We start from the raw sequence: 13,544 nt of genomic DNA on the forward strand, positions 1-13,544 counted from the left end.
CCGTTCACCGGGACGTGAACCCGGGGGAACGCTTGACCTGAAGCTTGGTTGAGGTTGCACGATCGCCTTATGACGATCACCGGGGAACACACACGTACGTACGGGTACACGGATCTGCCGGCCCTGATGGGGCTGATGACCGGCGACGAGAAGCACGGCCCCGCCGCCACGTCCACGCTGGACGTGCTGTGGGTGCTCTACGACCGGGTGCTGCGGGTCGGACCGGGACGGGCGGACGATCCCGGGCGGGACCGCTTCCTGCTGTCCAAGGGGCACGGGCCGATGGCGTACTACGCCGTGCTGGCCGCCAAGGGGTTCCTGCCGGTGGAGTGGCTGCCGGGCTTCGGCTCGTACGACTCCCCGCTCGGCCACCATCCCGACCGCGTACTCGTGCCGGGGGCGGAGATCGGCAGCGGGTCGCTGGGGCACGGGCTGCCGATCGCGGTCGGCACCGCGCTGGGGCTGCGCGCCCAGGGGCTCGACGAGCCCCTGGTGTGGACGCTGATCGGGGACGCCGAACTGGACGAGGGCAGCAACCACGAGGCGATCGCCTTCGCCGGGCCGGCCGGTCTGGAGCGGCTGCACACCGTCGTCGTCGACAACTCCTCCGCCTCGTACGCCCGGCCCGGCGGGATCGCCGCCCGCTTCGAGGCGGCGGGCTGGTCCGCGCTCACGGTCGACGGCCGCGACCACGACGCGCTGTACGACGCGTTCACCGCGCCGCACCCGGGCCGGCCGCACGCGGTCGTGGCACGGGTCGAGCCGAAGAACGCGTGACCCGCCTGCCGCCCCACCAGGTGACCCCCTGTCGTCCCACCAGCGAGAGGAAGAGATTCCGTGGACACCATGCGTGATCGATTCGCCCCTGTCGTCACCCGGCTGCTCGACGAGGATCCGCGGGTCGCGGTGGTCCTCGCCGAGATCGGCGCGGACGGCTTCGCCGAGGCACGGCGCCGGCACCCGGACCGGGTCGTCAACGTGGGCATCCGGGAACAGCTCCTGGTCGGCGCCGCGGCCGGGATGGCGCTGACCGGGCTGCGGCCCGTCGCGCACACCTTCGCGAGCTTCCTCGTGGAGCGGCCGTTCGAACAGGTCAAACTGGATCTCGGGCACCAGGGCGCGGGGGCGGTGCTGGTGAGTGCCGCCGCCTCCTTCGACTGGCCGGCCGGCGGGTACACGCACATGGCCCCGGGTGATGTGGCGCTGCTGGACACCCTGGACGGCTGGACGGTGCACGTACCGGGGCACCCGGACGAGGCGGAGACGCTGCTGCGGCACGCGGTGGCCGCGGGTGACGACAAGGTGTACGTGCGGCTCTCGACGCAGTCCAACGCGCGCGGGCTGCCCGTGGACGGGGAGCGGTTCCGCACCGTGCGGGAGGGCCGCTCCGGGACCGTGGTCGCCGTCGGACCGACGCTGGACGCCGTGCTCGACGCCACCGAGGGCCTGGACGTCACCGTGCTGTACGCCACCACCGTCCGCCCCTTCGACGCGGCCGGCCTGCGCCGCGCCACCGGGACGGCGGGGACGGACGTCGTCCTCGTCGAGCCGTATCTGGCGGGCACCTCGACGGCGGCGGCGAACGACGCGCTCGCCGACGTGCCGCACCGGGTGCTGGGGCTGGGCGTGGGCCGGGCCGAGCTGCGGCGGTACGGGCGGGTCGATGAGCATGTGGCGGCACACGGTCTCGACGTCCGGTCGCTGCGGGCGCGCATCGGCGGATTCACCGGTGCGGGCCGGCCGGCGCCGGCGGAGACGTGAGACGGCCGGCTCCTGCCGGCTCTCCCCCGGCCCCGCCGCGGACCTCGGCCGCCTCCGGGCACCGGGGCCGGCGGCAGCCGGGGCCCCCTCCGGCCCCGGCTGCCGGTCACGGTTCCGGATCATGCCGGGGGGCACCGACGGCGCCCCCGGTTCTTCAGCCGGCGAGCGGCAGGCCCAGCCGGGGATGCGCCTCCAGCAGGACCGGCGGGGCCGCCTGACGCCAGGAGTCGGCGAGGATGTCCCGCAGTTCGCCCTCGTCCTCCAGGGCGGCGAGGCGGACCCTGACCCAGGCGAACTGCGCCTCGTGACCGGCGATCCAGAACTTCTCCGGTTCGGCCAGGGCGAGTTCGTCGCGTTCCTCCTTGGGGCAGCGCACGGCGAGGGAGGTCTCGTCCTCGGGCAGGGTGGCGAACATCTTCCCCGCGACCCGGAACGTGGGCATGTTCCAGGCGACCTTCTCCGTCGTGTCCGGCAGGGACAGGGCGATCCGTCGTACGTCTTCGGCATCCGGCATGGCAGGCACCGTAGCGGCTGCCACTGACATCGGTGGATCACCCGGTGACGGGCGGCGACGCGCCCGCCGCCGGGCGCGCGCAAGGAATCGTGCCGTGTCCCACGCCTCTCCCACCCGTGAGGGGGCGGCCGGGTCCCTACGCCTCTCCGGCCGCCGCGCGCAACGCGTCCAGCACCGGGCGGATCAGCGGGTGCTCCTCGGCGCCCCGCCGCACGGCGGCGAAGACCCGGCGGGTGGGCGCCACGCCGTCGACGGGGCGCACCACCACGCCCGTGAGATCCATGCCGTTCAGTGCCGAGCGCGGCACGAGCGCGACGCCCGCGTCCGCCGAGGCGAGGGCGACCACCGCGCGGAAGTCGTCCGAGGAGTGCACCGGCCGGGGCTGGAAGCCGGCGGTCTCGCAGGCCAGGACGACCACGTCGTGGCAGGGGTTGCCGGGGTACGGGCCGATCCAGGGGTCCTTGGCCAGCTCGGCGAGCGGCACCTCCGCGCAGCCGGCCAGCCGGTGGGTGACGGGGACGACCGCGTCGAACGGTTCGGCGTACAGCGGCAGGTGGGTCAGCCGGGGGTCGTCGGCGGGCGGGGCCCCGCGGTACTCGACGGCCACGGCGACGTCGACCTGCCGGTCCAGCACCATGACCAGGCTGGCGTCGCCCTCGGCGTCCCGGACGCGGATCCGGATGCCGGGGGACGTCCCGGCGAGGCGGGCCAGCGCCGGCGCGACGACCTGGGCGATCCCGGTGGCGAAGGCGGCGACCGTGACGGTGCCCGCCTCGCCGGACCCGTAGGCGGCCAGTTCGGCCTCGGCCCGTTCCAGCTGGGCGAGGACCACGTTGGTGTGGCTGAGCAGGATCTCGCCGGCCGGGGTCAGCCGTACCCCCTTGGCGCCTCGCTCGACGAGGCGGTGGCCGGTCTCCTGCTCCAGTGCGGCGAGCTGCTGGGAGACGGCCGAGGGGGTGAGATACAGCGCGGCGGCGGCCGCCGTGACCGTGCGGTGGTCGGCCACCGCACGGAGGATGTGGAGCCGTCGCGCCTCGATCATGCGATCGATTGTCTCAAACGCAGCGGTGCGTTCCGGTCAGCCGTCGAGCTCCGCCCGGGCCGCGACGAAGGCGTCCACCGCGCGGTTCACGTCCTCGGTGGAGTGCGCGGCGGACAGCTGGACGCGGATGCGGGCCCGGTCCTGCGGGACGACGGGGTACGAGAAGCCGATCACGTACACACCGCGTTCCAGCAGCAGCTCGGCCATGCGTCCCGCGCGGGCGGCGTCGCCGGTCATCACGGGTGCGATGGCGTGGTCGCCGGGGAGGACGTCGAAGCCCTCCTCGGTCATCCGGCGGCGGAACAGGGCCGTGTTCTCCGCGAGCCGGACCCGCAGGTCGTCGGCGGACTCCAGCAGGTCGAGGACCTTCAGGGAGGCGGCGGCGATCACCGGGGCGAGCGTGTTGGAGAACAGGTAGGGGCGGGAGCGCTGGCGCAGCAGGGCGACGATCTCCGCGCGGGCGGCGACATAGCCGCCGGAGGCGCCGCCGAGTGCCTTGCCGAGGGTGCCGGTGATGATGTCGACGCGGTCCATGACGCCGTGCAGCTCGGGCGTGCCGCGTCCGCCGGGACCGACGAAGCCGACGGCGTGCGAGTCGTCGACCATGACCATGGCGCCGTGACGGTCGGCGAGGTCGCAGATCTCGCCGAGGGGGGCCACATAGCCGTCCATGGAGAAGACGCCGTCGGTGACGATCAGGGTGCGGCGTGCGCCGCCCTCGGCGGCCTCCTTCAGCTGGCGCTCCAGGTCCGCCATGTCGCGGTTGGCGTAGCGGAAGCGGCGGGCCTTGGAGAGCCGGATGCCGTCGATGATCGACGCGTGGTTCAGCGCGTCGGAGATCACCGCGTCCTCCGGGCCGAGCAGGGTCTCGAACACACCGCCGTTGGCGTCGAAGCAGGAGGAGTACAGGATCGTGTCCTCCTGGCCGAGGAACGCCGACAGCCGTGCCTCGAGCTCCTTGTGCACCTCCTGGGTGCCGCAGATGAAGCGGACGGACGCCATGCCGTAGCCCCAGCGGTCGAGGGCCTCGTGGGCGGCGGCGATCACCTCGGGGTGGTCGGCGAGGCCGAGGTAGTTGTTGGCGCAGAAGTTGAGGACCTCGCCGGGACGGCCGCCGGCGGTGACGTTCACGGTGGCGGACTGCGGGCTGCCGATCACGCGCTCGGGCTTGTGCAGCCCGGCGGCGCGGATCTCGTCGAGGGTGGCGCGCAGGTCGTCGCGCACGGAGTCGAACATGGGGGCTCCTGAAGGTGCTCGCGGGTACGGGGAGTTACGCGGTCCAGTCGAGGATGACTTTGCCGCCCCTGCCGCCGGCCGCGTCGTCGAAGGCGGCCTCGAAGTCGCGGTAGGGGTAGCGGCCGGTGATCACGGGGGCGAGGTCGAGGCCGCCCTCCAGCAGCACCGACATGGCGTACCAGGTCTCGAACATCTCGCGGCCGTAGATGCCCTTGATGGTGATCATCGAGGTGACGACGCGGGCCCAGTCGACCGGGAACTCCTCGGCGGGCAGGCCGAGCATCGCGATCCGGCCGCCGTGCGTCATGTTGGCGATCATGTCCCGCACGGCCTCGGGGCGGCCGGACATCTCCAGGCCGACGTCGAAGCCCTCGCGCAGACCGAGGGTGTGCTGCCCCTCGGCGACGGTCGACTCGGCGACGTTCAGCGCGAGGGTCGCGCCGATCTTGCGGGCGAGCTCCAGGCGCTCCTCGCTGACGTCGGTGATCACGACGTTGCGCGCGCCGGCGTGCCGGGCCACGGCGGCGGCCATCAGGCCGATCGGGCCGGCGCCGGTGATCAGGACGTCCTCGCCGACGAGCGGGAAGGACAGCGCGGTGTGCACGGCGTTGCCGAACGGGTCGAAGATCGCGGCGACGTCGAGGTCGACGGGCACCCGGTGCACCCAGACGTTGGTGGCGGGGAGCACGACGTACTCGGCGAAGGCGCCGTCGCGGCCGACGCCGAGGCCGACCGTGGCCCGGCACAGGTGGCGGCGTCCGGCCAGGCAGTTGCGGCACTTGCCGCACACCAGGTGGCCCTCGCCGCTGACCCGGTCGCCGTCCTTGACGTCGGTGACGTCCCGGCCGGTCCCGACGACCTCGCCGACGAACTCGTGCCCGAGGACCAGCGGGGTGGTGATCGTCTGCCGGGCCCAGCCGTCCCAGGACCGGATGTGCAGGTCGGTGCCGCAGATACCGGTGCGCAGCACCTTGATCAGCACGTCGCCGGGCCCGACGGCGGGCTCCGGGACGTCCGCGAGCCACAGACCGGGCTCCGCCTTCTCCTTGACCAGCGCCTTCAACGCTACGGCTCCTCGGGGTGAGTGCCGGCGCCGGGACATGCCGAAGAGGCCCCGGTCCGGGAGGGTCGGTGGAATCGCACTGCAATCTGCCGTACAGCACCCTCACCGGTCCATCGAGGATTTCTTAAGCGCGGCCTCAGCTTTGCTTCACACCGTCACCCGTCCGGCCGCGCCGCCCGCGCTCACGGCGGCAGCCCGTCGTCCTCCCGTCGCTCCAGCCGTCCCACGAGCTCCGCGGCCTGCGTCTTGATGGCCGCGAGGCCGGGCTGTCCCCAGGCCCGTGGCCGGACGTCGGTGACCGAGACGGTGCCCAGGACCATGCCGGTGCTGTCGACGAGCGGCGCGCCCAGGTAGGAGCGGATGCCGAACTCGTCCACCACCGGGTTGCCGGCGAACCGCGGGTAGTCGCTCACGTCCTCCAGGACCAGCGCCTTGCGCCGGGCCACCACATGGGGGCAGAAGCCGTGGTCGCGGGGCAGTGCCCGGCCCAGCAGGGCACCGGTGCCGTCGCCGCGCACGAAGGGCGCGACGGCCGGGGTGTGCAGCCCGGCGAGGAACTGCCCGCCCTCGCCGAGGAAGTTGACCATGCCGTACGGGGCCCCCGTGAGCTCGGCGAGGGCGTAGGCGAAGGCGTCGAGAGCGGGCTCGGGACGGCCCCCCAGCCCCAGCCGGCGCAGTCTGCGGGTGCGGGCCGGGGCCTCCTTGTCCTCGGGGGTGAGCAGCAGACGACCGGCCGGGCGGGGCGGGTCGTAGCTCATGGGCGGGCTCCCGGGATGCGGGCGAAGATCATGTACGGGCTCCGTGGGGGTGTGCGGGGGTCACATGTGGGCGCCGTACCCCGTCGCGGCGGCCGGGGCGTGGGCGAGGAGGTGGCGGACGAGGGTCAGCAGGGTCTGGACGCCGGAGCTGGAGATCCGGGCGTCGCAGCACACGACGGGGACCTCCGCTGGGAGGTCGAGGGCGGCGCGCACCTCTGCGGGGTCGTAGCGGAAGGAACCGTCGAACTCGTTGACGGCGACGATGAACCCGAGGCCGCGCTGTTCGAAGAAGTCGACGGCCGCGAAGCACTCCTCCAGGCGCCGGGTGTCGGCGAGGATGACCGCGCCGAGCGCGCCCTCGCAGAGCTCGTCCCACATGAACCAGAAGCGTTCCTGGCCGGGGGTGCCGAAGAGGTACAGCACGTGCTGCGCGTCGAGGGTGATGCGGCCGAAGTCCATGGCCACGGTCGTCTCGGCCTTGTTCTCGATGCCGTCGAGGTTGTCGGTGCCGGCGCTGACGGTGGTGAGGAGTTCCTCCGTGCTGAGTGGCGCGATCTCGCTGACCGCGCCGACGAAGGTCGTCTTGCCCACGCCGAAGCCGCCCGCCACGAGGATCTTGAGTGCGGTGGGGAACGGGTCGTCACCGTGGTCTGCGCCGCCGATGTGGTCAGAGCTGTCGTCGTAGTCCATCGAGCACTGCCTCCAGAAGGGCCCGGTCCGTGGGGCTGTGGTGGAACGCGGGGGGTTTGTCGGTCAGCGCCCCGCACTCGAGCAGGTCCGCCAGCAGCACCTTGGTGACGGCCACCGGCAGCCTGAGATGGGCGGCGACCTCGGCGACCGGGACGGGAGCGCGGCACAGGTCGAGCGCCTGCGCGTGCTCGGGGCCGAGGTAGCCGAAGGGGGTGGCGCCGGTGGCTCTCACCTGTGACATGAGGTCGAGTGCGACGGTGGGGCGGGTACGGCCGTTGCTGACCGTGAAGGGGCGCACCAGCCGGCCGGCCGCGTCGTCGAGCCAGGGTCCGTCGCCGGCCGCCTTCACGCTCAAGACCTCATCGCCTGGGATCCGACCCCCTGCTGCCGGGGGGCGGTCATCAGATACGGGCGGACGGACTTGACCAGCATCGCCATCTCGTAGCCGAGCACCGCCGCGTCGGCCTCCCGGCCGGCCAGCACGGCGAGGCAGGTGCCGGAGCCGGCGGTGGTGACGAACAGCAGTGTCGAGTCGAGTTCGACGACGACCTGCCGGACGTCGCCGCCGTCGCCGAAGCGGATGCCGGCGCTGCGGGCCAGGGAGTACAGGCCGGAGGCCAGGGCGGCCATGTGGTCGGCGCTGTCCGGGTCGAGACCGTGCACGGACTTCACCAGTCCGTCGCAGGACAGCAGTACGGCGCTGCTGGTGTGCGGTACGCGTTGCACGAGGCCGCTCATCAGCCAGTCGAGATCGGATACCTGGGCGGTCGGCGCATCGCTCGCCATGGTGGATCGACTCCTTGGGGTACGAAGGTCTGCGGGAGCGCTGGTGGGGTGGAAGGGGGTGGGTGTGCGGCTGGTCATCCGGCGGGTGCGCTCCCGTCGTGCCGGGCGGTGTGGTCGGTGCGGGGTGGGGGGACGGACGGCCGCGGTGCGGCGGGCGGCTCCTGCCGGGCTTCCGCGAGGCTGATGCCCCGCTGGAAGGCGGCCATCAGGTTGGGGTCGTGGCCGCCGGCGTCCTCGCTGTCCTGGCGGGGCACGGGGCCGTCGCGCAGCTGCGGTGCGATGTGCTCCTGGGCACGTCGGCGGGGCAGCAGGGGTTTGCCCATGATGCCGCGCACCGGGCTGTCACGGGCGGTGAGGGGTGTGGTCCCGTCGTCCGCGGGAGCGTCGGCCCCGCCTGCGGCTCCGGTGGCCTCGGCGGGACGGGAGGGGGCGCCGTGCGGGGGCAGCGGCGGGGCGGGGACGCTGTCGTCGGGCGACGCGGCGGGCGTGCGAAGACGGAGCGACTGCGGTGGCACGGGCGTGAGCGGCGCCGCGGGTGGGCTCACCGCTCCGCCGCCGTGCGCGGCGTCCCGGGCGTGCCCGCCGGTGGCGGGCGCCGACGGCAGCCGACGAACCATCGGGGGTGCGCCGGTGCCGCTGCCGGGCGGCTGCGGTGCCGGGTCCGCGCCCTGCCCGCCGTCGGCGGCCCTCGGTGCGGTGCCGAGCAGTGCCTGGGGCACCACGAGTACGGCCTGGACGCCGCCGTAGATGTTGCTCTGCAACCGGACGTGGATGCCGTGCCGCTTGGCGAGCTGGGAGACCACGAACAGCCCGATGCGGCCGTCGGACAGCAGGCTGGCCACATGTACCTGGTCGGGGTCGGTGAGCAGCGCGTTCATCCGTTCCTGCTCGCCGGTGGGCATCCCGAGCCCGCGGTCCTCCACCTCGACGGCGAGCCCGGAGGTGACGAGGCCGGCCCGCAGCAGCACCTGCGTGTGCGGGGCGGAGAACACCGTGGCGTTCTCGATGAGTTCGGCGAGCAGGTGGATGACGTCGGCGACGGCGTGTCCGCGCAGCGTGCCGTCGATCGGCGGCACGAGCTTGACGCGGGAGTACTGCTCGACCTCGGCGATCGCCGAGCGCAGCACCTCGGTCATGGAGACCGGGTTGCTCCACTGCCGCCGGGAGACCGCCCCGCCGAGCACGGCGAGGTTCTCGGCGTGGCGGCGGATGCGGGTGGCGAGGTGGTCGACGTGGAAGAGGCCCTTGAGGAGGTCGGGGTCCTCCATCTCGTTCTCGAGTTCGTCGAGGATGGAGATCTCGCGGTGCACCAGGGACTGCAGGCGCCGGGCGAGGTTGACGAACACCTCCAGCTTCTGTTCGCTGCCCGCCTGGCTGGAGAGCCGGGACGCCTGGACGACGGCGGTGACGGCGCCGTCGTGCGCGCGTGCCAGGTCGGCCGCGAGCAGGCCGAAGTCGTCGGCGTCCGCGGCCTGTTCCGCGCTCCGCTCCGGTGGGGGCGGGCCGTCGCCGCGGCGCAGCGCCTCGACGAGGGCGCGCAGGTCGCCCTCGCGCCTGGCCGTGCTCCGGCGCAGGCCGTCGACGCGGTCGTGCACGGAGCGGGCGGCGCGGTCGGCCGCCACGGCGGCGATGAGGATGCCGGCGAGGGTCACCGACGTGGCGCCGCCGAGCACCGCCCACAGGGCCGGGCCCGGCCGCACCCCGGTGGAGCGGACGGTGAACAGCACGGCCGCGCAGGCGCTCAGGGCCACCGCGACGGGCGGCAGCACGGCGAGGCGCAGCAGCTGGGGACGTACGGGTGTCTCGGGCAGCGGGGGAGCGGTCCGCGCGGGCGGCCGCCCGTGCCGCCCGCCCTCGCGCCGGTCCGGGCGGTGGGCGGGACCGGTCCGGCGGCCCCGGGGCTCGGCGGGGCCCGGGGCACCGCCGGCCTGCTCGCGGGCCGCCACCGGGGGACCGACGGGTGCCGGCCTGCCGGTCGCGCCCCGGTTACCGGCCGGGCCCGGGCGCCGGGGCCCTTCGCCCCGTCCGCTCCTTCGTCCGCCTTGTGGCTGCACGTACCGGTCCCCGCTCCCTGATCCCGACCTCGTCGACGCGGCTCCTCGGCGCATCGCACCCTGCGGCGTGAGCTGCCGCGTCACCCGACCGACACTCACCGTAGTCGCCACCGCATCATGTGCGGTGGGCAGTTGACAAACTCCTGCGGGCGACATCCCGCTCTGGTATGAGGCTTCGTACGACAGGCCGATAACCTTCCCGAACAAGGGAGCGGGAAGGGAAAGGAAGCGATCCGAGCTGGTCACAAGCGGTCAGGCGGTTCCGGTCGGCAGGGAGGGATCCCGGTGCTCCGCATCCGCCGGCGCCCCCTCGCGTGCTTCCGGGGCCGATCCGGGCGGGGCCGCCGGGCCGACGGAGCACCTCTCACTACGGCCAGAACATCACTCACCGTGAGGGAAGGGCCCCGGGACCGGGGAGCGGCCGACGTCCGACGGCAGGGTCCGGGGGCTGTGCGGCCCCGGTGCTCTCAGCGGTCGCCGGCGAGGTCCAGGCCGCCCTCGACGGGCGGCGCGGCCTGCGCGGCCGGTGCGGTGCCGTGGCTCAGGGCGGTGTCCCGGTGACGTGCGACCGGCGTGGAGAACGGCCGCCACCGGGCTCGGCCGGCAGCTGCCCGTCCGGCTCGAAGGGCTCACCGCCGCGGGAAAGGCGAGCCCTCGGGTTCAGGAGTGGAGGTTTCCCAGGTCCGCCGCGAGTGAGCTGATGGCCGCGGGGTTGCGCGGGCTCTCGACGAGGTCGGCGTAGTCGAGGGTGACGATCCGGTCGTTCTTGACGGCGGAGACGTTCGCGAGCGGCTTGTAGGACTTGAGGAACGCGCGCTTCTGCTCCGCTGTGGTGTCGCCGTAGTCGTTGATCACGATGACCTCGGGGTCGCGGGCGACGACCGTCTCCCAGCCCACGGTGGTCCAGCTGTCCTGGAGGTCCTTCATGATGTGGTCGCCGCCGGCTTTGGTGATGATGTCCTGGGGTCCCGCGAAGGCGCCGGAGGTGAACGGCTTGTCCTGTCCGCTGTCGTAGAGGAACACCCGCGGTCGGTCCGCGCCCTTCGGAGCCTTCGCCTGTGCATCGGCCACTTGCTCGCGGAACTCGGTGATGAGGGTTTCGGCCCTGTCCTCGACGTCGAACACCTTGCCCAGGTTCCGCAGGTCCGTGTACAGCGCGTCGAGCGGTGGCATCACGCCGCGTGCCTTGCCCCGTCCGTTGCGGCACGACTCGCTGAGCAGATACGAGTCGATGCCCAGGCGTCGCAGCGCGGCGGGCGTGAAGCCCTCGCCCTCGTTGAAGCCGTAGTTCCAGCCCGCGAAGACCAGGTCGGCACGGGCGTCCAGGACCAGCTCCTTGTTGATCCGGTCCTTCGAGAGCCACTCGGTCTTCCGGTAGCCGTCCTTCCACGGCACCTTCGTGAGGTCGCCCTTGTCGTCGGGCATGACGTATCCCGCCATGTGGTCCTCGAGACCGAGCGCGAACATGATCTCGGTGATCCCCACGTCGTTGGTGACCACGCGCCGCGGAGCCCTCTCGAACGTTCTCTGTTCGCCGCAGTTCTCGACAGTGACCGGATAGTGGCCGTCGGACGCCCGGGCGCCGTCTCGCTTCCCCTCCTCCGACGAGACGCTCGCCCCGCAGCCGGTGACGGCGAAGGCCAGAACGAGGGCGAGGGCGGCGGGGCGTGCGCGGTTCGGCATGGGGGGGTGACTCCTTCGAGGGTGGACCGGGGAGGGGAACTACTGGGCGGGAAGACGGTCGAAGAGCAGCTGGACCGCGCCCGTTTCGGGATGGGGGACGCGGTGCGCACGGACGCCGAAGACATCGGTCAGCAACACCGGCGTGAGGACATCGTGGGGTGCGCCGGAGGCGACGATCCGCCCGCCGTCGATGACGTGGACGAGGTCGCAGTGGAGCGCGGCGAGGTTGAGGTCGTGCAGCGCGGCGAGCACGGTCAGTCCGCTGGCCCGGACCAGGGACAGGACCTCCAACTGCTGGGCTATGTCCAGGTGGTTGGTGGGCTCGTCCAGCACCAGGACCTGCGGCTGCTGGGCGAGCGCGCGGGCGATCAGGACCCGTTGCTTCTCACCGCCGGAGAGCGTGAGGAAGCCCCGGTCGGCCAGATGGCCGGCGCCGACTCCCTCCAGCGCGGCGGCACACGCGCGCCGGTCCTCGCCGGTCTCCCGGGTCACCGAACCCTGGTGCGGCAACCTGCCCATGGCCACGACCTCGGCCACGGTGAAGTCGAACTCCGCGACCGCTTCCTGTGGAAGGGCCGCGAGCCGGCGGGCGCTTTCTCGCGTGTTCAAGGCCAGCAGGTCGTCGCCGTCGAGGCGTATCGCACCAACCGTGGGGCGCAGGGCCCGGTAGACGCATCGCAACAGGGTCGACTTGCCGCTGCCGTTGGGCCCGACGAGCCCCACGAACTGGCCGCTGCCCGCCCGCAGCGATACGTCCTCCACCAGCCGCGTGCCGGAGATCTCCACGGTCACCGTGTCGATGTCGACCTGCATCACACGCCCCCGAAGGTGTAGGTGCGGCGGCGCATGAGCAGGACGAAGCACGGCACACCGATCGCCGCCGTCAGGACGCCCAGCGGCAGTTCGGCCGGGGCGAGCACCACGCGCGACAGGACGTCGACCCAGATCAGCAGCACGGCACCGGCCGGGGGCGCGACGGCCAGCAGCCGGCGGTGGTCCGCCCCGACCAGCATCCGGGCGGCGTGCGGCACCATCAGGCCCACGAAGCCGATCGCCCCGCTGACCGCGACCACCGCCCCGGTGACGGCGGCGGTCGTCAGGAAGAGTTCCTTGCGCAGCCGGCCGGGGTCCACCCCCAGCGCGGCAGCGGTCTCGTCACCCATCGCCAGGGCGTTCAGGCGCCGGGCCGAGAAGCCGAGGTGGGCGAGGCCGCCGAGCACCGCGCCCGCGGCGACCGGCACGGAGGACCAGCTCGCACCGCCCAGACTGCCGAGCAGCCACATCATCGCGGACCGGGCCGCCTCACCGTGCTCGGCGGCGAACACCATGAACGTGGTCACGGCCGAGAAGCCGTAGTACATGGCGGTACCGGTCAGCACGAGCCGGAGCGGTGTCAGCCCCCGCGGGGTCCGGGCGATCGCGTACACCAGCGTCATGGCCGCGAGCGCGGAGAGGAACGCCGCCGTGGACAGCGCCCAGACACCGAGCGCGCCGAAGGCGCCGAAGATGAGCACGGCGTTGGCGCCGACGCCCGCGCCGGAGGAGATGCCGAGGACGAACGGGTCCGCGAGCGCGTTGCGGACCATGGCCTGGACGGCGACGCCCACGGCCGCCAGACCGGCGCCGACCACCGCGGCCAGCACGGCGCGCGGGAAGCGCAGTTCCCACACGATGGTGTAGGAGGAGACCTCGTCCGGAGCTATGAGCCCACCGGTCAGCCCCGCCCAGAGGTAGTGCAGCGCCTCGCTCCAGGAGAGCCCCGACGCCCCGGTACTCGCCCCACAGACCAGGGAGACGGGGAGCGCGACACACAGACCGGTCACGAGCAGGGGCAACGGGACGCGCCGGGGCGGTGGGGGCCCGCCGCTCGTGGTGCGGTGCGGTACGGCGGGTATGGGGTCGCGGAGCGTGGCCACAGGCGGATCGCTTTCGCCTCGGGCCGTGCACCTGCGTGATC

At 73.2% G+C, this 13,544-nt stretch carries 14 protein-coding genes; 2 read left to right on the top strand and 12 right to left on the bottom strand.

Going from position 1 to position 13,544, the window contains the following annotated elements:
• Positions 1–69 precede the first annotated feature (69 nt).
• Positions 70–777 (top strand): transketolase, encoded by a 708-nt coding sequence (locus ACF07S_RS21960; RefSeq protein ID WP_391974868.1) that lies wholly within the window; start codon positions 70–72, stop codon positions 775–777.
• Positions 778–837: 60 nt separating this feature from the next.
• Positions 838–1,761, top strand: coding sequence for a transketolase family protein (locus tag ACF07S_RS21965; protein ID WP_391974869.1), 924 nt, complete (start codon positions 838–840; stop codon positions 1,759–1,761).
• Positions 1,762–1,915: 154 nt separating this feature from the next.
• Here the strand turns inward: ACF07S_RS21965 and ACF07S_RS21970 are convergent, their stop codons facing one another.
• The 12 genes from ACF07S_RS21970 to ACF07S_RS22025 form a co-directional block, all read right to left on the bottom strand.
• A complete protein-coding gene (locus ACF07S_RS21970) occupies positions 1,916–2,275 on the bottom strand; it encodes an MmcQ/YjbR family DNA-binding protein (RefSeq protein ID WP_391963456.1) in 360 nt (119 codons plus the stop codon).
• Positions 2,276–2,411: 136 nt separating this feature from the next.
• The gene (locus ACF07S_RS21975; protein ID WP_391974870.1) at positions 2,412–3,317 is read right to left on the bottom strand and encodes a LysR family transcriptional regulator; all 906 of its coding nucleotides are present in this window, start codon (positions 3,315–3,317) and stop codon (positions 2,412–2,414) included.
• Between the two features lie 36 nt (positions 3,318–3,353).
• Entirely contained in the window at positions 3,354–4,553 is a 1,200-nt protein-coding gene (locus tag ACF07S_RS21980; RefSeq protein ID WP_391963458.1) for a glycine C-acetyltransferase, read from the bottom strand.
• Between the two features lie 34 nt (positions 4,554–4,587).
• Positions 4,588–5,616, bottom strand: a complete 1,029-nt coding sequence (tdh, locus tag ACF07S_RS21985; RefSeq protein ID WP_391974871.1) for an L-threonine 3-dehydrogenase — start codon at positions 5,614–5,616, stop codon at positions 4,588–4,590.
• A gap of 182 nt (positions 5,617–5,798) precedes the next feature.
• The gene (locus tag ACF07S_RS21990) at positions 5,799–6,374 is read right to left on the bottom strand and encodes a GAF domain-containing protein (RefSeq protein WP_391963460.1); all 576 of its coding nucleotides are present in this window, start codon (positions 6,372–6,374) and stop codon (positions 5,799–5,801) included.
• A 60-nt stretch (positions 6,375–6,434) separates the two neighbouring features.
• Complete coding sequence (locus tag ACF07S_RS21995) at positions 6,435–7,064, bottom strand: ATP/GTP-binding protein (protein ID WP_391963461.1); 630 nt, start codon at positions 7,062–7,064, stop codon at positions 6,435–6,437.
• Positions 7,042–7,413, bottom strand: a complete 372-nt coding sequence (locus ACF07S_RS22000) for a DUF742 domain-containing protein (protein WP_391974897.1) — start codon at positions 7,411–7,413, stop codon at positions 7,042–7,044. The genes ACF07S_RS21995 and ACF07S_RS22000 overlap by 23 nt, the downstream gene beginning before the upstream one ends.
• A gap of 2 nt (positions 7,414–7,415) precedes the next feature.
• Positions 7,416–7,850: a roadblock/LC7 domain-containing protein gene (locus tag ACF07S_RS22005; RefSeq protein WP_391963462.1), complete on the bottom strand. Its 435-nt coding sequence runs from the start codon at positions 7,848–7,850 to the stop codon at positions 7,416–7,418.
• A gap of 74 nt (positions 7,851–7,924) precedes the next feature.
• Entirely contained in the window at positions 7,925–9,796 is a 1,872-nt protein-coding gene (locus ACF07S_RS22010) for an ATP-binding protein (RefSeq protein WP_391974872.1), read from the bottom strand.
• Positions 9,797–10,564: 768 nt separating this feature from the next.
• Complete coding sequence (locus ACF07S_RS22015; protein ID WP_391974873.1) at positions 10,565–11,587, bottom strand: ABC transporter substrate-binding protein; 1,023 nt, start codon at positions 11,585–11,587, stop codon at positions 10,565–10,567.
• A gap of 39 nt (positions 11,588–11,626) precedes the next feature.
• Positions 11,627–12,400 (bottom strand): ABC transporter ATP-binding protein, encoded by a 774-nt coding sequence (locus ACF07S_RS22020; protein ID WP_391974898.1) that lies wholly within the window; start codon positions 12,398–12,400, stop codon positions 11,627–11,629.
• Positions 12,400–13,503, bottom strand: a complete 1,104-nt coding sequence (locus ACF07S_RS22025; RefSeq protein ID WP_391974874.1) for a FecCD family ABC transporter permease — start codon at positions 13,501–13,503, stop codon at positions 12,400–12,402. The genes ACF07S_RS22020 and ACF07S_RS22025 overlap by 1 nt, the downstream gene beginning before the upstream one ends.
• Positions 13,504–13,544 lie beyond the last annotated feature (41 nt).

It is taken from the genome of Streptomyces sp. NPDC016640 (genome assembly GCF_043076215.1).
Lineage (GTDB): Bacteria > Actinomycetota > Actinomycetes > Streptomycetales > Streptomycetaceae > Streptomyces.